This window comes from Enterobacter sp. 148H3 (genome assembly GCF_034107425.1).
Classification (GTDB): Bacteria; Pseudomonadota; Gammaproteobacteria; order Enterobacterales; family Enterobacteriaceae; genus Enterobacter; species Enterobacter vonholyi.
In genome coordinates this window covers 53195-79162 of sequence record NZ_JAWNEI010000001.1, presented here as the reverse complement: position 1 = coordinate 79162, position 25968 = coordinate 53195, and the positions used below count along the sequence as shown (strand labels likewise).

The window sequence follows — 25968 nt, the reverse complement described above, 5'->3', positions numbered from 1 at the left end:
TATCGGGGCAAGATAACCGCCCCGCCAGGGTGAATTTTATCAGGCTTAAGCTGCCGGTTTAGTCTGCGCATTTTCCAGCATGCGGCGTACCGGAACAATGAGGACGATCAGTACCGCAGCACAAATCAGCAGCGCGACGGAACAGCGCGCAAAGAGATCCGGCAGCATATCCAGCTGGTCGGCCTTCACGTGGCCGCCAATCAGACCCGCCGCCAGGTTACCCAGCGCGCTGGCACAGAACCACAGCCCCATCATCTGGCCGCGCATTCTCTCCGGCGCCAGCAGCGTCATGGTTGCCAGGCCAATCGGGCTGAGACACAGCTCTCCGAGCGTCAGCATCAGGATACTGCCCACCAGCCAGAACGGCGATACGCCCGCCCCACCGCTGCTCAGCACGTTCTGTGCCGCCAGCATCATCAGGCCAAAGCCCGCTGCGGCACACAGAATACCGATAACAAACTTGGTGATACTGCTCGGACGAATGTTCATGCTCGCCAGCTTTGGCCACGCCCAGCTGAACACCGGTGCCAGCAGGATGATGAACAGGGCGTTGATTGACTGGAACCACACCGCCGGGATTTCGAAATCGCCGATCATGCGGTTAGTGTAGTCGTTGGCAAACAGGTTGAACGAGGTTGGCTTCTGTTCAAACGCGGACCAGAAGAACGCCGCGGAGATCAGCAGAATAAAGCAGACCAGCAGCCTGGCGCGCTCTTTACGGTTCAGGCCTGCAAAAACAAACAGATAAATAAAGTAGAGGGCAACGGATGCCGCAATCACGTAGACCAGCACGCTGGCTACCGCGACCGGGTTAATCACAATCACGCCCTGCGCAATCAGCGTCACGAGCGTTGCCACGCCTGCCGCCAGCGCCAGTAGCCAAACGCCCACGCCGTTACGCTTCACCACCGGGCTGTTCCAGGTGGAGTCGAGGCCAACTTCTCCGTCATAGCGTTTCATGGCCGGAACGGCAAACACGCGGAAGATAATCAGCGCTACCAGCATCCCGATACCGCCAATGCCAAAGCCCCAGTGCCAGCCGTGGGTTTTAATCAGCCAGCCGGAAATCAGCGGCGCGATGAACGAGCCCATGTTGATGCCCATGTAGAACAGCGAGAAACCGCCGTCACGACGCGCGTCGCCTTTTTTATACAGGGTACCGACCATTACCGAGATACAGGTCTTAAACAGTCCGGAGCCGAGCACGATGAACATCAGGCCGATAAAGAACAGGTTGTTCCCCATCACCGCCGAGAGCGCAATCGACAGGTGGCCGAGCGCAATCAGGATCGAACCGTACCAGACGGCTCTCTGCTGGCCGAGCCAGTTATCCGCCAGCCAGCCGCCCGGCAGCGCGGCCAGGTACATGGTGCCGGCAAAGATACCGACAATCGCCGAGGCGTTTTCACGCGCCAGGCCCATCCCGCCGTCATAGACGGTGGCGGCCATAAACAGGATCAGTAACGGACGAATGCCGTAAAACGAGAAACGCTCCCACATCTCGGTGAAGAACAACGAACCGAGCGGATACGGGTGGCCGAAGAACGTTCGGCTCTCTTTTTGATTAACAGTGGATTGCATAATTCTCCCGAAAGGTATGTCGTCGTGCTTGTAAACACCAGCAAGTACGCCGGCCAGTTACGTATCTGGCCGATTTTTTACATGTGGCGAAAAGTTAGTTAACCATTTGATAACCAGGCGCTAGTTTTGTCTAGTACCGGACCCTGGACTTTAAGATGAAAATTCGACGATTGTCTACTTTCTTAGATTTAAACATGGTTAAAAGTGAATAGTGATTGACTTCACACAGATAAAACCGGCGGTATGATTGGACAAAAAAAGCCCGCGATAGTCGCGGGCTTTTGTGTGTTCAGCAAAGCTTATTTGCTTTTCTTAATGTGCTTAATCAGACGCTTACGCTTGCGCATCTGGTTTGGCGTCAGGGTGTTGCGCTTGTTGGCGAACGGGTTTTCCCCTTCCTTAAACTGGATACGGATAGGCGTGCCCATCACGTCCAGCGATTTACGGAAGTAGTTCATCAGGTAACGCTTGTAGGAGTCCGGCAGGTCTTTCACCTGGTTGCCGTGAATCACCACGATTGGCGGGTTATAACCACCGGCGTGGGCGTATTTCAGCTTCACGCGACGACCGCGCACCAGCGGCGGCTGATGGTCTTCCGCAGCCATATTCATGATACGGGTCAGCATGGCGGTGCTCTGACGACGGGTGGAGCTGTCGTACGCTTCGCGCACGGATTCGAACAGGTTACCCACACCGCTGCCGTGCAGCGCAGAGATAAAGTGCACGCGGGCAAAGTCGATAAAGCCCAGACGGAAGTCGAGGGTCTCTTTCACCTGCTCGCGCACTTCGTTGCTCAGGCCATCCCACTTGTTGACCACTATAACCAGTGAGCGCCCACTATTGAGGATAAAGCCGAGCAGAGAGAGGTCCTGATCGGAGATCCCTTCGCGTGCGTCGATAACCAGCAACACGACGTTGGCATCTTCAATTGCCTGCAGGGTTTTGATAACGGAGAATTTCTCCACCACATCGGTGATTTTCCCGCGCTTACGCACCCCGGCGGTGTCGATGAGGACATACTCACGCTCATCGCGCTGCATAGGAATGTAGATACTGTCACGGGTGGTGCCCGGCATGTCGTAAACGACCACGCGCTCTTCACCCAGAATACGGTTAGTAAGCGTAGACTTACCTACGTTTGGACGACCCACGATGGCCAGCTTGATAGGCAGATCCTGCGGGTTGAAGTCGTCTTCAGGCTCTTCTTCTTCGCCCTCTTCTCCGTCTTCAAACTGCGCCCAGTATTCAGCGTCTTCGTCCACCTCTTCCGGCGGGTTCACTTCGTCAACCCACGGCAGCAGAACGGTTTCCAGCAGGCTGGTAACGCCACGGCCATGCGATGCCGCGATAGGATAGATTTCACCCAGGCCCAGAGACCAGAAATCCGCAATGGCCTGATCGGCATCGATACCGTCAGTTTTGTTCGCCACCAGGAAGGTCGGCTTTTCGCGTGAACGTAGGTGTTTGGCAATAGCGGAGTCCGCCGGCATCAGGCCAGCGCGTGCATCCACCATGAACAGCACCACGTCCGCTTCTTCAATCGCCAGCAGCGACTGTTCCGCCATGCGGGTTTCCACGCCGTCTTCCGTGCCGTCAATACCACCGGTATCAATACAGATGAACTCGCGTCCTTCCACCTCTGCACGACCGTACTTACGGTCACGCGTCAGCCCCGGGAAATCCGCAACCAGCGCATCACGGGTGCGTGTTAAACGGTTAAAAAGAGTGGATTTTCCAACGTTAGGGCGCCCGACAAGCGCGACCACAGGTACCATGTTTGAAGCCTCATAAAATTCAAAATAACGTCGCTTTCGCGGCGTTTTTAAAAATGTCAAAACGGCTCCTGAGTGAACAGGAGCCGTTTAGTATACTACAACCGCCGGGTAATTAACGCGTGATCGCGTACAGCGTGCCGTCTTTTGCCTGAATCAGCAGTTTGCCGTCGGCCACAACCGGGTCGGTCAGGAAACCAGAGCTGTCGACTTTTTGCTGCGCAACAAAGCGGCCGTTATCCGGATCGATCCAGTGCATATACCCTTCGCTGTCGCCGACAACCAGGCTACCGTTGTACAGCGCCGGTGCGGTCAGCAGACGGTGCAGCAGGTCACTTTGCGTCCACAGCGTTACGCCGCCTTCGGTGCTCAGGGCCAGCAGACGGTCGTTCTGGTCAACCATATAAATACGGTTACCCTCAACGATGAAATCGTTCACCGAGCCCAGCTCACGTTTCCACATGATCTGGCCGCTGCGCAGATCCAGCGCGGTCAGGTTGCCGTTGTAGGCCAGGGCGTAAACCACACCGTTAACGATAACCGGCGTTGTATCTACGTCGCTCAGACGATCAATTTCCGTTGAGCCTGTGGCCTGAGAGATACGCTGCTGCCAGATCATCTGGCCCTGCTGCATCAGCACGGCGCTCACGCGACCGTTGTCACCGCCCACAATGGCAGCACCAAATGCGGTAGCCGGGGCAGATTCGCCGCGCAGAGAGAGCGCAGGCATATCCAGGTTAACGGTCCATTTTACCAGACCGTCCGCTTCGTTCAGCGCCTGCAGCTGGCCGTTGCTGGTATGAATCAGCACCAGGCCGTCGCTTACTACCGGACGCGACAGGGATTCACCCGCCACGGTTGTTTGCCAAGCAATGGAGCCGTCGCTGCTGTTCAGGGCATAAACCTGCGCTTTTTCGCTGCCCACGTAGACGTGGCCACCGGCAACGGTCAGGCCGCCAGACAGCAGTGCAGGCTTACGGGAGAACCAGCCGTCTTTTTCCGCCAGGTTAACGGACCAGACTTCTTTTCCGTCATCCGCGTTCACCGCTTTCACGGTACCTTTGCGCTCAGCGGCATAGACAACGCTGTCTGCATACGCAGGATGAAGGTTAGAATAGAAATCACCAATCCCATCGCCCACGGAGACATCCCACGCGGTGGATGGGGTAAACTGGTTTTCGACCGTCGGCAGTGGGGACATTTTCACAACGTCTTCTTCGCCACTGAACAGTGAACAACCACTCAACAACGTAACAGAAAGCAGTCCTGGCAGAAGTAATTTACGCAATTGCATCGGGTCCCTCTCAGACGGACAAATTATTTATTTTCATCTGCATCATTTCGCTCAGCGCAGGTGAAGCGTTGCTCTCTACGCCAGCTTGCCACGCTTTACGCGCGCCCGCTTTGTCACCTTTGCTCAGCAGTGCTTCACCGCGCAGATCGGCAACGATGGCAGCAAAGCCTTCGCCTTTGATGGTATCGAGCGTTTTCAGCGCATCGTCAGCTTTCTTCTGCTGAACCTGAATACGTGCCAGGCGCAGATTGATCACCGCTTTCAGGTTTTCATCACTGGCGGCAGCAAGGCCCTGAGACAGCTGTGCAGCGGCTTTATCCAGTTCGTTCTTATCAACGTACTGCTGAGCCACTTCCAGCGCAGCCAGTGCACCGTATGTGTTTTTGTTGTCAGCCGCAAATTTTTCTGCCGCCGTCAGCGTTTGCGGCTGATCGGCACGAATTGCGCTCACGGTATTTTCATAGGACAGGGACGCGCCGCGCGCGGAATCCGCCTGATGATTGTTCCAGTAACGCCAGCCCACCAGCGCACCGACACCTAAAATAACCCCAACAACCAGCGCTTTGCCGTTTTCAGCAAAGAAGCGTTTAATCGCGTCGACCTGATCGTGTTCGTTCTCGTAAATTTCCACGCAGTCCTTCTCCTTAGCCCAATAGAGTGCGCAAGTGCGCCGCAACGCCGTCCTGCGTTACCGTTGTCTGCTCACCAGAGCGCAGGTCTTTCACCACCACTTCGCCGTTGGCCACTTCGGACTCACCCAGCACCAGTGCAATACTTGCGCCCCACTTATCGGCACGAGCAAACTGTTTTTTAAAGTTGCCGCCGCCATGGTTGGTCATCAGCTTAACGCCCGGCAGCGCATCGCGCACGCGTTCGGCAAGCTGCATCGCCGCAGACTGCGTTTCCGCGCCTGAGGCCACCAGGTATATATCGACAACGGAATCTGCTTTAAATTCCGGATTAACTGCCTGAACCAGCAAAACAAGTCGCTCAAGGCCCATTGCGAAGCCAACAGCAGGGGCTGCACGACCGCCAAGTTGCTCAACCAGACCGTCATAACGACCGCCCGCGCACACGGTGCCCTGAGAGCCGAGGCTCGTGGTCACCCACTCAAACACGGTACGGTTGTAGTAGTCCAGACCGCGCACCAGGCGTTGATTCACGGTATAGGCGATGCCTGCAGCTTCAAGCAGCTTGCACAGGCCCGAGAAGTGTTCGCGAGATTCTTCATCCAAGTAGTCACCCAGCGCAGGCGCATCGTTCAGCAGTGCCTGAACATCCGCGTTTTTGGAATCCAGAACGCGCAGCGGGTTACTGTACATTCGACGTTTGCAGTCTTCGTCCAGCTTCTCTCTATGCTGTTCCAGGAACGCCACCAGCGCATCGCGGTAGTTAGCGCGGGCTTCCAGAGAACCGATAGAGTTCAGCTCAAGGGAAACGTGATCGGCGATACCGAGGGCGCGCCACCAGCGGGCGGTCAGCATAATCAGTTCGGCGTCGATGTCCGGGCCCTGCAGACCAAAGACTTCCACACCCAGCTGATTGAACTGGCGATAACGACCTTTCTGAGGACGTTCGTGGCGGAACATCGGGCCGATATACCACAGGCGCTGCTCCTGATTGTACAGAAGACCATGTTCGATGCCGGCGCGTACGCAGCCCGCCGTACCTTCCGGACGCAGGGTCAGGCTGTCGCCGTTGCGGTCCTCAAAGGTGTACATCTCTTTTTCAACCACGTCGGTGACTTCACCGATCGCGCGTTTGAATAACGGGGTCTGCTCTACAATCGGCAAACGGATTTCGCTGTAACCGTAGCTGCCGAGCACCTGCTTCAGCGTGCCTTCAATGCGCTGCCAGATGGCGGTTTCGCCAGGCAGATAATCGTTCATGCCGCGGATGGCTTGAATGTTTTTTGCCACGTTTATTCTCTTTCTATATACAAAAAAAACCCAAAGAATGGGTTCAATCATACATGGGAAGCGGCACGCTTCCCATCACGTTATTTTTCAACCTGCTGGATGCTGATACGCTGTGTCTCGTCCATCATGGCGGCTTTGGCGCGGATGCGGGCTTCAAGCTGGTCGATCATGTCGCTATTATCCAGACGATCTTTACGAACGCCATCTTCATAGAGACCACTTTTCTTGTTACCGCCGGTCACGCCCAGGGTTGACACCAGCGCTTCACCCGGGCCGTTTACCACACAGCCGATGATGGAGACGTCCATCGGGGTGATAATGTCTTCCAGGCGTTGCTCCAGGGCATTCACCGTCCCGATCACATCAAACTCCTGACGTGAGCAGGTTGGGCAGGCAATGAAGTTGATCCCACGCGCGCGAATACGCAGCGACTTCAGGATATCGAAACCGACCTTGATCTCTTCGACCGGATCGGCCGCCAGCGAGACGCGCAGGGTGTCACCGATCCCTTCAGAGAGCAGCAGCCCAAGACCGATCGCGGATTTTACCGAGCCGCTGCGCAGGCCGCCCGCTTCGGTGATCCCGAGGTGCAGAGGCTGGTCGATCTGCTTTGCAAGCAGGCGATAAGACTCTACCGCCAGGAACACGTCGGACGCTTTTACGCTGACTTTGAACTGTTCGAAGTTAAGACGATCAAGATGATCGACGTGACGCATCGCGGATTCGAGCAGCGCCTGTGGCGTAGGCTCGCCGTATTTTTCCTGCAGGTCTTTTTCCAGGGAACCGGCGTTAACGCCAATACGGATAGGGATATTTTTATCGCGGGCGCAGTCCACGACCATGCGGATACGCTCTTCGTTACCGATGTTGCCCGGATTAATACGCAGGCAATCGACGCCGTATTCGGCCACTTTCAGTGCGATGCGGTAGTCGAAGTGGATATCAGCCACCAGCGGAACGCTGACCTGCTGTTTGATCAGTTTGAACGCCTCTGCGGCATCCATGGTCGGGACGGAGACGCGAACAATGTCCGCACCTACACGCTCTAATGCTTTGATTTGGTTGACCGTCGCTTCCACATCGGTGGTGCGCGTGTTGGTCATCGACTGAACGGCGATAGGTGCCCCATCGCCGATTGGCACATTCCCAACGTAAATCCGTTTCGATTTTCTACGTTGAATCGGAGCCTGGTTATGCATGAAAAATCTCCCGCGTTGCCCGTCTGTTACTGTGCTGCTGATTGTTCGGCATTAACGGTAAGACGTGCAACCTGGTTAGTTCTGATAAAGCGGCTCAGGTCGACAGGTTTTCCTTGATACTGGATCTGTACCGCTGCCGGAGCGCCGATTTTAAGTTTATAAGGAGCCTGGCCGATTAGATTTAACGTGCCATCTTTACGCTGCAGGCCGCTGAACAGTTTTTTACCTGTCGCGTCAGTAACTTCCAGCCAGCAGTCGGCGCTGAAATTCATCACCAGTGCGTTAGGATCGGCTGCTGTCGCAGTATCCGCCGGGCTGGTTGGCAGAGACGCTGCGGTATTGTCTGCAGGCTGAGTAGCCGCAGGCGCGTTCGCCGCCGTATCAACATTTGCCTGAGAAGGGGCAACAACCGCGTTTTGATCCTGAGCCTGCGGCGCAGTGGTGTCAGCCGTTGCTGCAGGAGCCTGTGCCGCACCGGTTGCAGACGCGTCTGGCGCTGCGGTCTGTGGTTCGCTGGAGGACGCCGCACCGTCGGTATTCAGCGGCACGCTCTGGGCGTTATCATTTCCGGCCTGGTTGAGTTCAGCAGACGATTGATCGGCCATGGTGGTGATCTCTTCCTGCTGCGCCTTGTGGTTTTGCCACCACCATGCACCGGTCAGACCGATCACCACAAACAGCACCAGCCAGGTAAAGCTCATCAGCCAGCCATCACGTTTTTTACGACGTTTCCCCAGAGAGAAGGTCTGCATCGGCGCAACTTTTGCTGCACGGACCGGCGCCTGCTTCTCCATCATTGGCAGTAATTCGTTTTCGGGGATATGCACCAGTTTTGCGTAAGAGCGGATATAACCGCGCAAGAACGTTGAAGCCAGATCGGCAGGTGCCTTATCTTCTTCAATATCGCGAACCGTGGAAACCTTCAGGCACAAGCGTTCCGCAACGGCTTGCTGGCTGAGTCCGAGTTGTTCACGGGCGTTGCGAAGACGAACGCCAGTGGAGAGTGCTTCATGTTGGTCGTGAGTGGCTTCAGTATTCATTCGCTACAACTACTGGTACGTGAAAAATAAGGGTTCAGGTGCCGGTGAGTCACAATGCTACCCGCACCGCGAAACTTCTGGTCAGTTAACCTTGAACAGAGAGTATAAGACTGTCAGCCCGGAGATGACAGTACAGCCCTGCCCGTACGGCTAAACTGTTGTTACGTCGTTACATACTGCCCGAAACTCGGATGAAACGCACCGTAATTATTGTTCAGTCATCACGAATCTGACTGATTATTCATAAGACTATGCCTCACGGCGCAGATAATGCGCCGTGAGTGCATAATAATCAAACAGCTTTAACCGCGATCGTCTCGCCCTGCATGCGTTTACGCAGGGTACGTTTGGTACGGTCAATAACATCGCCCGCCAGCTGTCCGCATGCGGCATCAATGTCATCACCACGGGTTTTACGCACGATGGTGGTGAAACCATATTCCATCAGCACCTTGGAGAAACGGTCGATACGGCTGTTCGAGCTACGGCCATACGGCGCGCCCGGGAACGGGTTCCATGGGATCAGGTTGATTTTGCATGGCGTATCTTTCAGCAATTCAGCCAGCTGATGCGCATGTTCAGTACCGTCGTTGACGTGGTCAAGCATCACGTACTCGATAGTGACGCGGCCCTGGTTGGCGTTGGATTTCTCCAGGTAGCGACGCACCGCAGCGAGGAAGGTTTCGATATTGTACTTTTTGTTGATCGGCACAATTTCGTCACGAATTTCATCGTTTGGCGCGTGCAGGGAGATCGCCAGCGCGACGTCAATCATGTCGCCAAGCTTGTCCAGCGCAGGCACAACGCCAGAAGTAGACAGCGTGACGCGACGCTTGGACAGACCAAAACCGAAGTCATCCAGCATGATTTCCATCGCCGGAACGACGTTGGTCAGGTTCAGCAGCGGCTCACCCATCCCCATCATCACCACGTTGGTGATAGGACGCGTACCGGTTACTTTTGCCGCGCCCACGATTTTCGCGGCACGCCAGACCTGGCCAATAATTTCTGAAACGCGCAGGTTACGGTTAAAGCCTTGCTGCGCGGTTGAGCAGAATTTGCACTCCAGCGCGCAGCCAACCTGGGAGGAGACGCACAGCGTAGCGCGGTCTTCTTCCGGGATGTAGACGGTTTCAACGCGCTGATCGCCAACCGCAATCGCCCATTTGATGGTGCCATCCGCGGAGCGCTGCTCTTCCACCACTTCCGGCGCGCGGATTTCAGCCACTTCTTTGAGCTTGTTGCGCAGGACCTTGTTGATGTCAGTCATGTCATCAAAATTGTCGCTGCAGTAATGGTACATCCACTTCATGACCTGATCGGCACGAAACGGCTTTTCGCCCATCTCTTTAAAGAACTCGCGCATCTGCTGACGGTTCAGATCCAGCAGGTTGATTTTTCCATTTTTATTGGGAACCGCAGGAATGGCGACTTCGGAGGTATTCACTAATTCAGACATAATATTTACCGGCCTCGTTGTTACACGTTATGGCCCATGGAGGGTTGAATAGAAACGCCCCGGAAAGCGGTCTGCTCGTCCGGGGCGTTGCATTGTACAAAGTCTGGCGCAGGGATGCCACGTCTGGACGCGGCATTTACGAAAATAATGTGTAAACGAAACCGTTAAATTAACGGGTACGTGGACACACTTCGCCTTCAGCGAAGAAGAAAGCGATTTCGCGTGCAGCAGATTCAACAGAGTCAGAACCGTGGGTACCGTTCTCGGTGAAGCTATCTGCATAATCAGCGCGCAGAGTACCAGCCAGCGCGTTGTCCGGGTTGGTTGCGCCCAGCAGATCACGGTGACGCTGCACTGCGTTTTCGCCTTCCAGCACGGAGACCACGATTGGACCGGAGGTCATGAACTCAACCAGGCCGTCAAAGAATGGGCGACCTTCGTGCTCAGCGTAGAAGCCGCGAGCCTGCTCAACGGTCAGGTGCAGCATTTTGGTGCCAACAATTTTGAACCCTGCAGATTCAAAGCGAGCGAAGATGCTGCCAATAACGTTTTTTGCCACCGCGTTTGGTTTGATGATGGAAAAAGTACGTTCAATAGCCATGATAACCTCTGTCAATGTTCTGTTGTTTTGCATACCTGAGTATGGTGTGGCGCGGATTATAATGAGCAATGGCGCCATTGCCTATGGATTCAGGTAACATTTTTTTAAAATAAGACGAGTTTTAGCAACAGCTCACATCAGAAAGCTTTTTTCAGGTCACTGCAGCGTAAAATTCACCGTCGCGACCTGCCCGGTCTCATCCATAACGAGTAACTGATAATCGCCCGGTTTATCAAGCTGTAATGTGTAAACTCTTCCCTTCACATTCAGCGGTTCACCGTTCAAAAACCACCAGCGCTCACCGCTATTGCCGGTCGCCTGAAGCGGCAGCGAAACGCGGGGTTCCCCCGGCAGACGTTTGATGACGGCCCCTTCGCGCACGCCTGTCAGAATGAGTGGCGCAGGTGCGTCCTGCGACAGCGGAGGACAGGTTGTTGATGAAGGAGGGACCCGTACCGCACGACGCTCGGTTGCGGGTAGCCACGGCTCCAGCGGCAGTGGCCAGACATCCAGGACTTTCTCTGTAGCATCCGGGCAATCTGCCGCCACGCGTTTACCTGATTTATCCAGCCAGACCGGGAAACGGATCCCGCGTATGCCTTCCTGTTCGGGCAAGAGCAGTGTGGGCGGTTCACTCCCATCCAGCAGCCAGGTCGACAGGCGACGTCGACAGTTTTCACTGCCTTCCGGCAGCGACTGGCCGCCCGGCCAGCAGATTACGCCCCTCCCGACGCTCTCCGGACGCGGATCGCGCGGCAGGCGGGCTTCGTCTACCGTTGAGCGCGACTGAAGCAGGTTATTGACCTGGTTTAATAGCGGCACCGCGCTGGCAAACCCAAACTGTCCCGCCACGGGCGTACCGTCCGGTCGCCCGGTCCAGATGCCTATCACGTAACGGGCATTCAGACCGATGGCCCAGGCATCACGGTAGCCGTAGCTGGTGCCGGTTTTCCACGCCAGCGGCGCAACCTGCGGTAGCGCATTATCCGGCAACGGCTGCGCTTCATTGGCCAGAATACGGCGAATAATCCACGCCGAGCCTGGCGATAATAAAGGGCGTTCAGTGAGCGGATCGCCCGGCTGCAGGCGCAGCCTTCCCGCCTTACCGTGTCGGGCAAAGGCGCTGTAGGCAGCGGTGATATCTGCCAGCCGCGCGCCTGCCCCGCCGAGGATCAGAGACAGATTTGGCTGCGCCCCCGCTGGCAGGATCAGCGGCAAGCCTGCATTGCTCAGCATCCCGGCAAACCGTTTTGGTCCGTAGGCTTCCAGCACCTGTACGGCCGGCAGGTTGAGAGAGCGCACCAGCGCTTCACTCATGCTGACCGGTCCGTGGAAACCGCTGTCAAAATTTCCCGGGCGATAATCACCGGTTTTTCTTGGAACGTCCTGAAGCAGCGAGGCGGGATGGATCAGTCCTTCATCCAGCGCCATGCCGTAGATAAAGGGCTTTAACACCGATCCCGGCGATCGGATCGCATTGACCATATCCACGTGGCTGAAACGCGTGTCATCGTTGATATCCACCGACCCCACCCAGCCGCGCACTTTCATATCGGTATGATCGACCACGATCATCGCCAGCGAGCTGCGTGCCGGCAGGCGGGATTTCCAGTTCATTGCCAGCTCTTCCAGCTGCCGCTGCAGTCCGGCATCCAGCGTGGTGACAATTTTCGTGTCGCGACTTTTGCCGAGCATCATCCGTGCAAAGAGCGGCGCCAGCTGCGGCATCTGCCGGGGTGCCAGCCATACTGATTCTTCACGGGATTCTTTGACCTGCTTTGCGGACCAGACGCCCTGCGTCGCCATGCGGTCGAGCACTTTGTTGCGCGCCGCTTCGGCCCGTTCAGGCCAGCGGTCCGGGCGTAAACGACTCGGTGCCTGCGGCAGCACCGCCAGCAGCGCCGCGTCGGAATAGCTGAGCTGCGACGGCGGCTTGCCCAGATACGTCCAGCTTGCAGCCCCCACGCCCTGCAGCGTACCGCCAAACGGGGCGCGGTTGAGATAGAGCGTGAGGATCTCACGCTTGGAAAGATGCCACTCCAGCTGCATGGCACGCCAGAGCTGGCGAATTTTGCCGCCAACGGTGCGCGGATGCGGGTCCAGCAGTCGCGCGACCTGCATGGTGAGCGTGCTGCCGCCAGAAACCACTCTTCCGGAAGTGAGATCCTGCCAGGCAGCGCGCAGAACAGAAAGCGGGTTTACGCCGGGGTGATCCCAGAACCAGCGATCTTCATACTGAATCAGCGCCTCAAGATAACGGGGAGATACCTCTTCGATCGTCACCGGATAGCGCCAGATCCCATCGCTATCGGCAAAACGCCAGAGCGGCGTGCCCTTCTCATCCACCACCACCCGGGCAGGGTTAACCTCTTTCAGAGGCAACGGCCACAGGCGGTCGGCGGCGACAATTAGCCCCCATAAAACGAGAAGCGCTCCCGCCAGCCAGAGCCAGCGGGAGCGTGTCAAACGTGCCATTCGCATATTACGGAACAACAATCAGCGGGCCACTGGCCGCCCCCGTTGCCCGCCACTGCGGCACATACATGGACTCGACCATCGGAACCGGCACCTGGTAGGTTCCCGGCGTCACGGCGCGCGCCAGATAGACCAGCGTGACCGGCTGACCTTCATTTACCGGCACGGCGGCCACAAAGCGGTCGTCGCGGAATTCCATATGCTGAATGTCCGCCTGCTGCATCTGGCTGAGCAGGTTCTGTACTTCACTACCGCTGTCCTGCAGGCTGGCGCTGCTGCTTGCCAGGTTCTGGTTTTCCAGCTCCAGACCCGCAGGGAGGAGATCCACCACCAGCGCATCCGGCACGTTCTGGCTGGCTTTAACTTCCAGCCACACCAGCACCAGCTCACCGCTCTTCAGGGAAGAGAGTGATTTAGTACTGCCGTCGGTTGCCAGGATATGACGTTCAACCTGCAGCACGTTCGCGCTCGGCTGAGGGGCGTATTCCGGATAGCCGGTGCTGTCCAGACGCACCCACAGCGGAGTCGTGCCGGTATTGGTCACCTGCAGCGCGCCAAGCTGGTCGCCGCTCACGTTTTGTACCAGTGACTTATCGCCGCCTGATGCGGTCTCAGACAGAGAGGTTTTCGCCTGCCATGTACCGGACAAGGTTTGCAGCGAACGTCCGGCCAGGAACAGCGCGTTGCTCTCCTGCGTTGACAGCCAGCGCTGGCTGAAGGCCTGTTCAGACAGAGCATTCAGCAGCGTATTCTGCGCATCCGGCAGCAGCTTGTACTCCTCCAGCAGGGAGAGCATCAGCGCGTTATCGCGAAGCTGGCTGCCGTAATCGGCCATCCAGGTTTTGCTGTCGTTACGCGGTGTTTTGAGCGCCAGATCCAGCGCCTGCTGGCTGCGCGGCGCATCGCCCATCAGCTTGAGCGCCATGCCCAGCTGCATCAGCGGTAGCCCGGACGCCGCCTGAGCGTGACGTTCCCAGATTTCACGCAGAGCTCCCAGCGGTGCTTTTTGCTGACGTGCCAGCACCAGAGCGGCATAGGCCTGCACGGCAAATTTACTGGCCTGAGTATCGTCGCTGTAGCGAATGGACATCATGCCCGGATCCTGCAGGTAGCGCAGCAGGCGGCTATTGGCGTTATTCACCGCATCGGCAGGTACGCTGTAACCCTGCTCGCCCGCGCGCACCAGGAAGTCGGTCACGTAGGCCGTCAGCCAGTACTCTTCCGGACCGTTTTTATCCCACAGCGCGAACCCGCCGTCTTCACGCTGCATCTGCAGCAGACGGGAAATACCGATATCAATGGCGGCACGGCGTTTATCGTCCTTATCACCTTTGATGCCAAGCGCCGTAAGCTGCGCCGCGTTAGTGTAGAGCGACGGGAACAGGCCGCTTGCGGTCTGCTCCAGGCAGCCATACGGATAGGCCTGCAGCTCACGAATGTAGCGCGCCAGGTTGAGCGGTGGTTTTCCGCTCAGCAGCAGTTGCCCCTGCAGGGTGGCAGGAGAGAAACCGTTACTGTGCTGCGCCGGTGCGGTCCAGGATTCGCCAGGGTTCAGCATGGCACCGGTATTGACCGTCTGCGCCGGGGACGCCGGACGCACGCCGATTTTCCAGCTCTTCTGCTGTGGCGCAAAGGTCTCGCCCGGAAGCTGCAGGCCGGTAACCTGTGCTGTCACCTCACCGTCACCATAGCCTTCCAGCGCACGCACCGGAATAAAGAGGGTGGTTCGTGCCCCCGGAGGCAGTTGCACCGGCTGCGGCTGCCCGCCTTCCAGCGATAATTTGCCTGTTGCGGTCAGGGCAACGTTCAGCGTTTGCGGCTGGTCGGTCAGGTTGGTTAGATCCAGCGTCAGGCGTGAGGTGTCCCCACTTGCCAGGAAGCGTGGGGTATTAAGCTCGGTAATAACCGGCGCGGCCACAATAATCTTGCTTTCACTGCTACCGAAATCGTCCTCCGTCCAGGCCTGCGCCATCAGACGCAGCTCACCGTTAAAGTCTCCAATCGGCAGCGTAATCGTGCCTTCCCCGTTGGCATCCAGCGTGACCGGCTGTGCCTGCTGGGCAATGATGGTGACGTGGTTCACCGGCGGTTTGCCGCCGCGCTTCAGTTCATCCCCATCGCCACCGAAGCGCAGCGCGGCCAGGCGGCCCTGCCCTTCAATGACCTGGCCATAAATGTCGTAGATATCCGCGCCGTAGCGCTTCTGACCAAAGAAAGCCTGCCAGGGATCAGGCGTCACGTAATCGGTAATGTTCAGCACGCCGCTGTCCACCGCCGATACCAGGACGTTCACCTTCTGCGGCACGGCCCCCTCTTTCACGCTGGCTTTCACCTTCACCGAGAGCGTCTGGTTTGGACGCATTTTCTGTGGGGTATCGAGCGCAATATTCAGGCGACGGTTTTCGTCGCCCATCGGCAGATGCAGCAGGCCGACCGCGCGTTTCGGCGTAGCGGATTTGGATTTATCCCCAGGACGTACCACCAGCGTACTCAGATAAAGATCGTGACGTCTCCAGGCTTTGTCGACCGGGATAGCGAGATCAAGCCCGTTTGCCGGTACGTCGATCTCCTTCCACCACAGCGGCCCTTCGCTGGATTCGATCATCGCATAGCCCTTGCCTGCGGCCGGCGCTGCAATGTGCAGATTAATGGTGTCGCCTGGCTGATAGGCTGGCTTATCCAGCTTCAGCGTCACGCGATCAGGGCGCGCTGCCCCAGTGCCGTCGCTGTTATCCTGCCAGCTATACCCCGCCCAAAAACGCACGCTGCTGACCATCTCATCAGGCGCTTTCACCTCCAGACGATAAGAACCCCACTCCACCGGGAAGGTGACTTTACCCGTCTCATCGGCCTTGAGAGTCAGCTCCTGCTCGCCTTCGACCAGGTCTTTCTGATCGAACTGAGACTGCCAGCCTTCGCTCTCAGACCAGTTCCAGAAGTAGTCGCGGCGCTCGCGGATCAGGCGAACCTGTAACCCGGAAACCGCTTTTTTCGCTCCGCTGGCATTGGCATACACGATGTCGAAGCTGGCGTTGCCGTTCTCGTCAACAATCGGTTGGTTGACGGTGGTATCGGTGCGGTAGTCATAAACGGCTTTACTGGCGAACTGAGGGCGAATCCCCGGCAACTCAGCCGCCGGCCAGATAGCCTGCTCAGCACGACGCGTTACCGGACGGCCACCGGACTCCAGCAGGCTGGCCTGCAATATCAGCTGCAGCGGAGAATGCACCTCTTTCCACTGGCTTTCGGTAGAAACCTGCCCACGCCCCTGCTCATCAAGCGTAAGCTGCACTTCATCAAGACTGCGGCTCAGGTTCTCTTCGGCGATATCGCCAAACTGGAAGCCCGGCAGCGCAGACACCGCGTCTCGCAGCGGACGCAGGAAAAGCTGGCCCTGCAGAGAATTACCGTTGGCCGGTGCGCCATAAAGGTAATAGCCCACCACGTTAAAGTCGACGTTATCCTGCGGTGATACCGGCGTTTTTTGTCCGCTCAGGTTGAGCGCCATGCGCTCTGGCATGAAGTCTTCGACATGGAAGTCCCACAGACGCTGCAGGTTATCGCCCGTGTTGGCGCGTATATGCCACATGCCGGTCTGCGCTCCGCTGTCCAGCGTATAGTTAAAGCGATAGAGCCCGTTCTCTGGCTTGACGACAATGGTACGCGCGACCTGTCCATCCGGACGCAGCACGTCAAGCTTCACGGGCTGATCCGGAAGTGGCTTACCGTCACTGTCGCGCAGCAGGCCGTTGAGGATCACCGTTTCACCCGGGCGGTAGAGATCGCGCGGGCCAAACATAAAGAACTGCTTGCTGTAGCCGGGGCTACCGGCAATATCGAACTCCGCCAGATCGAGCGCCGGCAGCTTGAGGTCAAGCAGCGTGGTCTGGCCGTCTTTGCTGGCCAGAATCAGCGCGGCCTCTTTGTCGGTTTCAAGCTTCGCATGGCCGTCGGCATCGCTGTTTGCTTCGGCAAGGGTCTGCCCTTTGTCATTCAGCAGGGTAACGGTAACCCCGGACTGCGCCGCCCCGTTTTCCAGGCTCTGGGTGAAGATGTCCAGGCGGTTATGATAACGGTGAGCGGACAGTCCAATATCGCTTAAGGTAAAGAGCGTCGCGGCGTTGCTGTAATTGTAGTGCCCGGCCTGGTTCATGACCGCGATATAAACGCCAGACTGCTGGAGCGGTTTAATATCCTTCAGAGGCAATAGCAATTTTTCGCGCGTGTTGCGCGCCGGATTAAGATCGAATCGACCGGTGTAAACCAGTTCCGCCATCTTCAGCAGGTTGTCGGATTCCCAGTTGGTCAGCGAGTTACGGTACTCCCACTGGCTAACAAGGGAGGCCAACGATTCAGGCTTCACGCGGTAAAAGTTGACATCGACATTGTTGACGTTGAGCGCCATCACCGGCAGACCTTCCACCACTTTACCCGGCAGCAGCGAGCCGCGGCTGGCAAAACCGACGGTGGGCTCAATGTCCCGGGTGGTCAGGGCTTTCTCATAATTAGTACCAAACGTCGCTTTGTTCAGCGCCTGCAGGCCTGGTTCAACGGTGACGACCAGGTTGCGGTTAGGCTCCAGATGGCGCAGGCGAAGCTCTTTCAGGTTAGGCGCAAGTTCCCACGCCCCGTCAACCTTGCCGCTTTTCTTATCCACGACATGCACTGTTTTCGCGAAATCCTGTTCAGGATTCAGCGGAACAGAAAAGGTCAGCACCAGCGTGGCAGCACCGTCTAGCTGGACTTCAGAGGCATCCAGCAAGGTCAGCGCTTTTCCCTGACTCTGGGCGGCCAGTTTAGCCAGCGTTTCAGCATTGGGCTTTTCCGCGGCTTTTGGTGTGGATGCGGTGGATGCCGCGGGAGCCGCAGCCTGAGATTTATCGTCGCTGTTATCACAGCCGACAAGCGTAAACGTGGTAAGCAGCGCAAGAGAGAGCGCGGCTAAGCGAAACGGTTTCATCCTTTGTCCCTGGCCCGGGGGGCCTGTTGGTCGTCGTCCGGATAAGTATTATCCGCAAGTTTCATTAATTCAAAAAGTCCAATTTTAGAGTCTGGAAAGCGCCTCGCAGAATGGCATCACGCCGCTACGCCGTGATGGAACCGCGATCACAAGACATAACGTCACATGTTACTTTCCAAGTCATTTGTTTTTAAAACAATAAGATAGCTGGATAAACGTGCCTGAAGACTGCTAGTTTTATGACCATGACGCACCCCGAGTGCGCGGTTCAATAAGAGAGAAAGCCATGAAACGAGCCGTGAACGCCCTACAAAATTTCGGAAAATCATTGTACGGACCGGTACTTATCTTACCGATCGTCGGTCTGTTTATCGCCTTTGGTAACGTGCTGGGTAACGGTAATCTCGCGGAGTACCTGCCGTTTCTCGGACATCCTCTGATTCAGCATACTGGTCAGCTTATCGCGAAATCTGCCGTGTCGGTGCTGGTTAACCTGGCGCTGGTGTTTGCCGTCGGTATTCCGATTGGTCTGGCGACGCGTGATAAAGGCTATGCCGCACTGATTGGCCTTGTCACCTTTATCGTGTTCATCAACGCCATGAACGTCACGCTGCAGCTGCAGGGCGCGCTGGCACCAGCAGCTCAGATGAGAGCGGCCGGACAGACTATGGTGCTGGGCGTGCAGGTGCTGGAGATGGGGGTCTTTGCCGGGATCCTGACCGGGGCGCTCTCCGGATATCTGTACAATAAATACTCCGGCGTACAGTTTAACGGCGCGATGGCGATTTACTCCGGCCACTGTTTTGTCGCCATCGTCATGCTCCCCGTCTCCATGCTGCTCGGCGTGGTGATGAGTGAACTGTGGCCCTTTGCCCAGCACGGCATCAGCGCCCTGGCGCTTGCCATCAAAGGCTCCGGACCGTTTGGCGTGGCCATCTACGGCTTCCTGGAACGCATTCTGGTTCCCACTGGCCTGCACCATCTGGTTTATACGCCGTTTCTCTATACCGAGCTGGGCGGTACGCAGGAGGTGTGCGGCGCAACCTATCAGGGCGCGCGCAATATCTACTTCGCCGAGATGGCTTGCCCGGACGTGAAGCAGCTCAGCAGCACGGTGGTGTGGGACGCGCGCGGCATCAGCAAAATGTTCGGCCTGCCTGCCGCCGCGCTGGCGATGTATATGACCGCAAAGCCGGAGCGTAAAGTCATTGCGAAAGCCATTCTTATCCCCGCGGCGCTGACCTCGCTGCTGGTCGGCGTGACCGAGCCGATTGAGTTTTCATTCCTCTTCGTCGCCCCGCTGCTGTTCGTGGTGCACGCGGTGCTGACCGGCATCGGCATGATGCTGTTCTCGCTGCTGGGCGTTCACGCCATCGGCGCCAACGGGATTATCGACTTCATCCTTTACAACCTGCCGCTCGGCACGGAGAAGTCCAACTGGCCGATGTACATCGTGGTGGGGCTGATCGTGTTTGCCCTCTACTTCGTGGTGTTCCGCTTCCTGATCCTGCACTTCAACATGAAAACGCCGGGCCGTGAGGATGACGACAAGGAAACGCGCCTTTACAGCAAGCAGGAATACCAGGCGAAGGGGAATAACGACGGGCTGGGCGAATCCATCGTGGTAGGTCTCGGAGGCCGGGAAAATATTCAGGTCGTGGATAACTGCTACACCCGCTTACGCGTCACGGTGAAGGACGTCGCCATTATCGACGAGCCGCGGCTGAAGGCGACCGGCGCGAAAGGGATTATCAAACAAGGTAACAACGTTCAGGTGGTCTACGGGCTGCACGTCAAAAAATGCGAGAAGCCGTTGAGACGTTTCTCTGAAAGGAGCTAAAGATGTTTACACCCCCATTCATTCTGTCGATTGCCGGCGGCGGCAGCACCTACACGCCGGGTATTGTGAAAAGCCTGATGGTGCGCCTGCAGGATTTCCCTCTGGCCGAAATCCGCCTTTATGACATCGACGAGGCGCGTCAAAGCACCATTGCGCCCGTCGTCGAGAAGGTGATTCGCGACCACAGTCAGAGCATCAAATTTACCGTCACCAGCGATCCGGAAGTGGCCTTCAGCGGCGCGCATTTCGTCTTCGCCCAGATGCGCGTTGGCCAGTATAAAATGCGCGAGCAGGATGAGAAGATCCCGCTGCGTCACGGCGTGGTGGGCCAGGAAACGTGCGGACCCGGCGGGCTTGCCTACGGCCTGCGCACGATCCTGCCGATGGTGGAGCTTATCGATCTGGTCGATCGCTACGCGCATGAAAAAGCCTGGATCGTGAACTATTCCAACCCGGCGGCGATCGTCGCGGAGGGCGTGCGGCGTCTGCGCCCGAACGCGAGGGTGCTGAATATCTGCGATATGCCGGTGGCCGCGATGCGCAATATGGGGGCAATTCTGGGTGTCGATCGCCACAAGCTGGAGGTCGACTACTTCGGACTGAACCACTTCGGCTGGTTTACCCGCGTGCTGGTGGACGGCGAAGACAAGCTGCCCGAGCTGCGTAAGCATATCGCAAAGTTTGGCCTGCTGACGGAAGACGCGGCTAAAACCGATCCGCAGCATTCCGATCCTTCATGGGTGAAGACCTGGCGCAATATCAAGCCGATCATGGACAACTTCCCGGAGTATCTGCCGAACCCGTATCTGCAGTACTACCTGATGCCGAACCAGATTGTGGAGCATCAGAACCCGGACTATACCCGCGCCAATGAAGTGATGGACGGGCGTGAGAAAAAGCTGTTCGCCGCTGCCGAAGAATATAAGCGAACCGGGATCCTACCGGATGCCTTCCACGTGGGCGTCCACGGCGAGTTTATTGTTGATGTCGCCTGCTCGCTGGCCTTTAACCTGCGCAGCCGACATCTGGTAATGGTGGAAAACCGTGGGGCGATCGCCAACCTGCCGTATGATGCCGTGGTCGAAGTGCCCGCTTATATCACCGCCGAAGGCCCGGAACCGATTTGCCTCGGTCAGGTGCCGCTGTTCCATCAGACCCTGCTGCAACAGCAGCTCGCCTCGGAACAGCTTCTGGTGGAGGCGACCATCGAGGGCAGCTATGAGAAAGCCCTGCAGGCGTTCACCCTCAACCGCACCGTGCCGACCATGGAACATGCGAAAGTGATTCTTGATGAGATGATCGAGGCCAACCGCGACTACTGGCCTGCGCTGCAAAAAGCCTGGCAGGACGGCGAACCGGTGAAAAAATAGGGGCTTGCTCGCGAGTTGAACGTGGTTTGCTTGTCGGTGTCAGAAAAAACACCGACAATCCTTTTTTACGGAAAAGAATGGAGGCAACCCATGTCCACCTCATATTTTGTCGCTGCCGACTGGCTGATTGAGCACGGCGACGATCCGGAAGTTCAGATTATTGACGCGCGTATGGCCCCTCCGGGACAAGAGCATCGTGACGTGCCCGGTGAATACCGTGCCGGGCATCTGCCTGGCGCGGTATTTTTTGATATCGAAGCCCTTTCCGATCACAACTCTCCCCTGCCGCACATGCTGCCGCGCCCGGAAGCGTTTTCCGTGGCGATGCGCGAGCTGGGCATCAGCAAAGATAAGCACCTCGTTGTGTATGATGAAGGTAACCTCTTCTCCGCACCGCGCGCGTGGTGGATGCTGAAAAACTTCGGCGTAGAAAAAGTCTCGATTCTGGCGGGCGGGCTGGCGGGCTGGAAGCGCGACGAACTGCCCCTTCAGCAGGGTGGCGTAACGCTGCCGGAAGGCGAATTCGACGCGACCTTTGACACCCACGTGGTGAAACGCCTGACCGACGTGCTGGTCGTGAGCCATGAAAAAACGGCGCAAATCGTTGATGCCCGCCCTGCTCCGCGCTTCAATGCCCAAGCGGATGAACCGCGTCCGGGGCTGAAGCGCGGACATATTCCGGGCGCACTGAACGTGCCGTGGGGCGATCTGGTGTTTGAGGGCGAGCTGAAAACCACCGACGAGCTGCGCGCTATTTTTGACCAGGCAGGGGTTGATTTACATCGTCCGATTATTGCCAGCTGCGGTTCCGGCGTAACGGCCTGCGTAGTGATTCTGGCGCTCGCCACGCTCGGCGTAAGCGACGTCACGCTCTACGACGGCGCCTGGAGCGAATGGGGTGCGCGAGACGATCTGCCTGTCGAACCCGCGAAATAATGAATAACCGCCTGGCCACGCTGTTAACGCGCGGGACGTCTCTGACCCGCGCGGAGTATCGCGTCCTCGCCCACCTCACGGAGCATCCGCTGCTGGTAGGCAACATCACGGTTCGCGAGCTGGCGCAGGCGACGTTCGTTTCTACCGCCACCATTATGCGGCTGTGCCAGAAGCTGGGGTTCAGCGGCTTTAGCGAGTTTATCTGGCACTGCAAGCAGCTGCTCTCCGACACGCCGCATATTGCCGCTCAGGCGCAGTCGCGTCCTGAACTCCCGGTGCTGTTTAATCAGTTTATAGCCAACTATCAGCATACCTTTCAGTGGGTTACCCAGGTGAAACGCCAGCAGTTTGCTAACCTGCTGCACCAGAAAGAGAGTTTCTTTCTCTACGGCGCCGGGTTTTCTTATCTGTTTGCGGAGTACCTGACCAAGAAGCTGCAGGTACTGGGCAAAACGGCGTTTATTTCCGGGCCGGGAGACAGCCGGAATATTTTCCTCAGCAACGCCGCCCGCTATCAGGTGTTTATTGCCGTCTCGCGCAGCGGCGAAACGGAACAGGTGCTGGATAAAGCGCGGATAGCCAAAAACGTCGGTATGACGATCGTCGCGTTTACCCGCGCCTCCGCCAATACGCTGGCGGGAATGGCTGACGTGCATTTTGCGCTCTATGACGAAGCGGTACACTTCGCCGCCGAAGCGGCAGGGGTGACGTCGTTTGAGTCGAATCTGGTGCTGCTGATGGATTTACTGCTGCTGGAAGCAACGGGGTGATATTCACCCCGCCGTAATCAGATGATGCGGTTGGTTTTGAGATCGCGCAGGAAGCCGCCCCAGCGACGCTCGTAGAACGGGGTGATGTGCTCGGTAATAAAGTGGCTGATGCCCTTCTCGCCGTTCTTCACCTGGCAGATATCAATCGGCTCGTCGCCCGGCAGCGTGTCGGTCGCCACGCTTCCCGCCGCCTGAATGATGTCGTCGATATCGCCGTCCGCCTCAATACCAATCAGCAGAACCGGCTGTTCGTCCGCACGCTCTTTAATGGAGCAGAGAAACGCGCGTCTAACCGGTTTCAGGGTTTTGAATAGCGTCGTCAGGGAATCAATCATCTGCGCGGGCGGCTCGGCCACCTCAGAGAGCAGCAGCGTTTCGCCCCCTTCCAGCACTTCCTGCGTGCTGAGCGGGTTGCCCTCTTCGCCAATCAGGTGGCTGATTTCACGCGGCGTAAACTCTTTCCCGGTCGGCAGCTTCGCGTTGAGGAATAGCGTCTGGCCTAGCGTCATTTCAAACAGAGTACGCACCGGCATCACCACGAACGCCTGTTCATCTTCTACCGCTTTCTGAAGCGCTTCCAGCGAGGTGAAGAACGGGATCACCGACGTGCCGTCGTCTTTCTCCCAGTGCAGCAGATCCAGCGCGCTGTCTTCTACGACCTGCTCACCTTCCGCGGCGGTACCCGGCACCCAGACGGTCGATTCCAGCAGGGTGCGGAAAAATGCCGGACGGTGGGCGGGCTCGGTCGCCGCCTGCTCCAGCAGGGTTTCTAATTCGTTTTTGGTTTCGGACATAGCAATTCCAGATGATGCATTTCCCCCCCGGCCCTCTCCCCGTGGGAGAGGGTTAGGGTGAGGGCAATGAAGATTACTCAGCCGTCAGCAGGTTCGCCACAGTACGCACGCCCAGACCGGTCGCGCCCGCGGACCACTGCTCCACCGCCGCTTTACGGTACGTCGCGGAGCAGTCGATGTGCAGCCAGCCTTCGTGATAATTCTCAACGAAGTGGGACAGGAAGCCTGCCGCGGTGCTTGCACCCGCCGGGTACGCCGCGCTGGCGGTATTGTTCAGCTCGGCAAAGTTGGACGGCAGCTGGCTGCGGTGGAACTCGGCCAGCGGCAGACGCCAGAACGGTTCGTTTTCCGCAGCGGCGCTTGCCAGCAGGCGAGCGGCCAGCTTGTCGTCGAAGCTGAACAGCGCATGGTAATCGTTGCCCAGGGCGGTTTTCGCCGCGCCGGTCAGGGTCGCCATGTCGATGATCAGCTCAGGCTTCTGGGCAGACGCGTCGATCAGGCCATCGGCAAGCACCAGACGGCCTTCGGCGTCGGTGTTCATCACCTCAACGTTTTTACCGTTGCGGTAGCGAATGATGTCGCCCAGCTTGAAGGCGTTACCGCTCACCATGTTGTCCGCGCAGCACAGATACAGCTTCACGCGCTTTTTCAGACCGCGGGTGATGGCAAACGCCAGCGCGCCGGTGATGGTTGCCGCACCGCCCATGTCGGACTTCATGGAGTCCATGAACGCGCTCTGCTTCAGGCTGTAGCCGCCGGTGTCGAAGGTGATGCCTTTACCTACCAGGCAGGCAAAGACTGGCGCTGCTTTATCGCCGGTTGGGTTGTAGTCCAGCGCCAGCAGCACCGGTGGACGCTCGGAGCCGCGGCCCACGGTGTGGATACCCATGTAGTTCTGCTCGCGCAGGTCTTCACCCTTGGTGATGCGGTAGGACATTTTGTCGCCCGCCACGCCGCACAGCAGGTCAACCGCGCGCTGCGCCAGTTGCTCAGGGCCTAACTCTTCCGCCGGAGCGTTAATGGTGTCGCGCACCCAGTCGATGATTTGCAGGCGGCTTTCCAGCTCTTTTTGACCGGCTTCGTCGAGGTTCGCCCACTCAATTTTGCGGCTGCCTTTCGGCCCTTTGTAACCCGCCCAGAATGCCCAGCTGCGGTCGGTGTCCCAGCCTTCACCTTCCAGCGAGACATGCTTAATGCCCAGACCGTCGATTTTGCGGGCAGCACGCTGGATCAGACCCAAATCGTCGTTGCCCGTCAGGTGCAGGGTAATACCGTCGTTGTTGATGCTGTAGCTGGCTTTCTCGCCCCAGCGCGCGTCGGCGGGCTGCGTAGAGAGCGTAATCTTCATCGCTTCGGTCATTTTATTTTTCCTTATTAGCAACTAGCAAACGGGCCGCCTGAAGGCAGCCCGTTTTGTTATTTATTCTGCTTCATCTAACCAGACTAACAGAATCGCCTCCAGAATTTTTTCATTGGATGCGTTTGGATCGTCGTCGAAATCCTCTAAATCGCAGATCCACTGATGCATATCGGTGAATCGTACGGTCTTCGGATCGAGATCCGGGTTCGCGTCGTAGAGCGCTTCGCCGATTTCACGGCTGTCTGTCCACTTCAGTCCCATATTAATGCTCGCGTGCGTGGTTGATGGTGTAGCGTGGGAATTCCACGACCAGATCTTCATCGGTCACCGCGGCCTGGCAGCTCAAGCGGCTGTCTGGCTCCAGACCCCATGCTTTATCCAGCATGTCGTCTTCATCTTCGGTGCTCTCGGCGAGAGAGTCAAAACCTTCACGCACGATGCAGTGGCAGGTGGTGCAGGCACAGGATTTTTCACAGGCGTGTTCCACTTCGATACCTGCACGCAGGGCTACATCGAGAATGGTTTCACCGGTCTTCGCTTCCAGAACAGCGCCATCCGGACAGAGGTCCGCATGAGGCAAAATAACAATCTTTGGCAT

At 57.4% G+C, this 25968-nt stretch carries 18 protein-coding genes and 1 pseudogene; 4 read left to right on the top strand and 15 right to left on the bottom strand.

Annotated elements, in window-relative coordinates; genetic code table 11:
• Positions 1-45: 45 nt before the first annotated feature.
• The 11 genes from USH94_RS00360 to USH94_RS00310 form a co-directional block, all read right to left on the bottom strand.
• Positions 46-1581, bottom strand: coding sequence for a peptide MFS transporter (locus USH94_RS00360; RefSeq protein WP_111965155.1), 1536 nt, complete (start codon positions 1579-1581; stop codon positions 46-48).
• A gap of 299 nt (positions 1582-1880) precedes the next feature.
• Positions 1881-3356 carry a ribosome biogenesis GTPase Der gene (gene der / locus USH94_RS00355; protein WP_024908655.1) on the bottom strand — a complete coding sequence of 492 codons (1476 nt, stop codon included), beginning with the start codon at positions 3354-3356 and terminating at the stop codon, positions 1881-1883.
• A 112-nt stretch (positions 3357-3468) separates the two neighbouring features.
• A complete protein-coding gene (bamB, locus tag USH94_RS00350) occupies positions 3469-4647 on the bottom strand; it encodes an outer membrane protein assembly factor BamB (protein WP_111965154.1) in 1179 nt (392 codons plus the stop codon).
• A 10-nt stretch (positions 4648-4657) separates the two neighbouring features.
• Positions 4658-5278: a YfgM family protein gene (locus USH94_RS00345; protein ID WP_047173886.1), complete on the bottom strand. Its 621-nt coding sequence runs from the start codon at positions 5276-5278 to the stop codon at positions 4658-4660.
• 13 nt (positions 5279-5291) lie between these two features.
• Positions 5292-6566, bottom strand: coding sequence for a histidine--tRNA ligase (hisS, locus tag USH94_RS00340; protein ID WP_111965153.1), 1275 nt, complete (start codon positions 6564-6566; stop codon positions 5292-5294).
• Between the two features lie 80 nt (positions 6567-6646).
• Positions 6647-7765: a flavodoxin-dependent (E)-4-hydroxy-3-methylbut-2-enyl-diphosphate synthase gene (ispG, locus tag USH94_RS00335; protein ID WP_111965152.1), complete on the bottom strand. Its 1119-nt coding sequence runs from the start codon at positions 7763-7765 to the stop codon at positions 6647-6649.
• Between the two features lie 26 nt (positions 7766-7791).
• A complete protein-coding gene (gene rodZ / locus USH94_RS00330) occupies positions 7792-8805 on the bottom strand; it encodes a cytoskeleton protein RodZ (RefSeq protein WP_111965151.1) in 1014 nt (337 codons plus the stop codon).
• A 292-nt stretch (positions 8806-9097) separates the two neighbouring features.
• Positions 9098-10264 carry a bifunctional tRNA (adenosine(37)-C2)-methyltransferase TrmG/ribosomal RNA large subunit methyltransferase RlmN gene (locus USH94_RS00325; protein WP_014171168.1) on the bottom strand — a complete coding sequence of 389 codons (1167 nt, stop codon included), beginning with the start codon at positions 10262-10264 and terminating at the stop codon, positions 9098-9100.
• Positions 10265-10433: 169 nt separating this feature from the next.
• Complete coding sequence (gene ndk, locus USH94_RS00320; RefSeq protein WP_003860625.1) at positions 10434-10865, bottom strand: nucleoside-diphosphate kinase; 432 nt, start codon at positions 10863-10865, stop codon at positions 10434-10436.
• A 156-nt stretch (positions 10866-11021) separates the two neighbouring features.
• Positions 11022-13346 (bottom strand): peptidoglycan glycosyltransferase PbpC, encoded by a 2325-nt coding sequence (gene pbpC, locus USH94_RS00315; RefSeq protein WP_111965150.1) that lies wholly within the window; start codon positions 13344-13346, stop codon positions 11022-11024.
• A gap of 1 nt (position 13347) precedes the next feature.
• Positions 13348-18300, bottom strand: coding sequence for an alpha-2-macroglobulin family protein (locus USH94_RS00310; RefSeq protein ID WP_111965149.1), 4953 nt, complete (start codon positions 18298-18300; stop codon positions 13348-13350).
• Positions 18301-18586: 286 nt separating this feature from the next.
• Here USH94_RS00310 and USH94_RS00305 point away from each other — a divergent pair.
• The 4 genes and pseudogenes from USH94_RS00305 to USH94_RS00290 all read left to right on the top strand — a co-directional run bounded on the left by USH94_RS00305 (position 18587) and on the right by USH94_RS00290 (position 23216).
• Positions 18587-20130: pseudogene (locus USH94_RS00305) on the top strand (PTS transporter subunit EIIC).
• Positions 20131-20142: 12 nt separating this feature from the next.
• On the top strand, positions 20143-21510 hold the full coding sequence (locus USH94_RS00300) for a 6-phospho-alpha-glucosidase (RefSeq protein WP_111965147.1): 1368 nt from the start codon (positions 20143-20145) through the stop codon (positions 21508-21510).
• A gap of 90 nt (positions 21511-21600) precedes the next feature.
• Positions 21601-22446, top strand: coding sequence for a 3-mercaptopyruvate sulfurtransferase (sseA, locus tag USH94_RS00295; protein ID WP_111965146.1), 846 nt, complete (start codon positions 21601-21603; stop codon positions 22444-22446).
• Positions 22446-23216, top strand: a complete 771-nt coding sequence (locus USH94_RS00290) for a MurR/RpiR family transcriptional regulator (RefSeq protein ID WP_111965145.1) — start codon at positions 22446-22448, stop codon at positions 23214-23216. Before sseA ends, USH94_RS00290 begins: the two co-directional genes overlap by 1 nt.
• Before the next feature lie 17 nt (positions 23217-23233).
• Here USH94_RS00290 and sseB read toward each other — a convergent pair whose 3' ends face one another.
• The 4 genes from sseB to fdx form a co-directional block, all read right to left on the bottom strand.
• Positions 23234-24010 carry an enhanced serine sensitivity protein SseB gene (gene sseB / locus USH94_RS00285; RefSeq protein ID WP_045399624.1) on the bottom strand — a complete coding sequence of 259 codons (777 nt, stop codon included), beginning with the start codon at positions 24008-24010 and terminating at the stop codon, positions 23234-23236.
• Between the two features lie 73 nt (positions 24011-24083).
• On the bottom strand, positions 24084-25370 hold the full coding sequence (gene pepB / locus USH94_RS00280; protein ID WP_047173878.1) for an aminopeptidase PepB: 1287 nt from the start codon (positions 25368-25370) through the stop codon (positions 24084-24086).
• A gap of 60 nt (positions 25371-25430) precedes the next feature.
• Positions 25431-25631: a Fe-S cluster assembly protein IscX gene (gene iscX / locus USH94_RS00275; RefSeq protein ID WP_003860650.1), complete on the bottom strand. Its 201-nt coding sequence runs from the start codon at positions 25629-25631 to the stop codon at positions 25431-25433.
• Between the two features lies 1 nt (position 25632).
• Entirely contained in the window at positions 25633-25968 is a 336-nt protein-coding gene (gene fdx, locus USH94_RS00270) for an ISC system 2Fe-2S type ferredoxin (RefSeq protein WP_003860652.1), read from the bottom strand.

What these genes read in the sequence shown, in the direction of transcription:
- ispG (WP_111965152.1), bottom strand. Translation starts at nt 7,765, where the DNA reads ATGCATAACCAGGCTCCGATTCAACGTAGAAAATCGAAACGGATTTAC.
- pbpC (WP_111965150.1), bottom strand. Translation starts at nt 13,346, where the DNA reads ATGCGAATGGCACGTTTGACACGCTCCCGCTGGCTCTGGCTGGCGGGA.
- pepB (WP_047173878.1), bottom strand. Translation starts at nt 25,370, where the DNA reads ATGACCGAAGCGATGAAGATTACGCTCTCTACGCAGCCCGCCGACGCG.
- USH94_RS00290 (WP_111965145.1), top strand. Translation starts at nt 22,446, where the DNA reads ATGAATAACCGCCTGGCCACGCTGTTAACGCGCGGGACGTCTCTGACC.
- sseB (WP_045399624.1), bottom strand. Translation starts at nt 24,010, where the DNA reads ATGTCCGAAACCAAAAACGAATTAGAAACCCTGCTGGAGCAGGCGGCG.
- USH94_RS00360 (WP_111965155.1), bottom strand. Translation starts at nt 1,581, where the DNA reads ATGCAATCCACTGTTAATCAAAAAGAGAGCCGAACGTTCTTCGGCCAC.
- ndk (WP_003860625.1), bottom strand. Translation starts at nt 10,865, where the DNA reads ATGGCTATTGAACGTACTTTTTCCATCATCAAACCAAACGCGGTGGCA.
- USH94_RS00310 (WP_111965149.1), bottom strand. Translation starts at nt 18,300, where the DNA reads ATGAAACCGTTTCGCTTAGCCGCGCTCTCTCTTGCGCTGCTTACCACG.
- der (WP_024908655.1), bottom strand. Translation starts at nt 3,356, where the DNA reads ATGGTACCTGTGGTCGCGCTTGTCGGGCGCCCTAACGTTGGAAAATCC.
- iscX (WP_003860650.1), bottom strand. Translation starts at nt 25,631, where the DNA reads ATGGGACTGAAGTGGACAGACAGCCGTGAAATCGGCGAAGCGCTCTAC.
- bamB (WP_111965154.1), bottom strand. Translation starts at nt 4,647, where the DNA reads ATGCAATTGCGTAAATTACTTCTGCCAGGACTGCTTTCTGTTACGTTG.
- sseA (WP_111965146.1), top strand. Translation starts at nt 21,601, where the DNA reads ATGTCCACCTCATATTTTGTCGCTGCCGACTGGCTGATTGAGCACGGC.
- fdx (WP_003860652.1), bottom strand. Translation starts at nt 25,968, where the DNA reads ATGCCAAAGATTGTTATTTTGCCTCATGCGGACCTCTGTCCGGATGGC.
- USH94_RS00300 (WP_111965147.1), top strand. Translation starts at nt 20,143, where the DNA reads ATGTTTACACCCCCATTCATTCTGTCGATTGCCGGCGGCGGCAGCACC.
- USH94_RS00325 (WP_014171168.1), bottom strand. Translation starts at nt 10,264, where the DNA reads ATGTCTGAATTAGTGAATACCTCCGAAGTCGCCATTCCTGCGGTTCCC.
- rodZ (WP_111965151.1), bottom strand. Translation starts at nt 8,805, where the DNA reads ATGAATACTGAAGCCACTCACGACCAACATGAAGCACTCTCCACTGGC.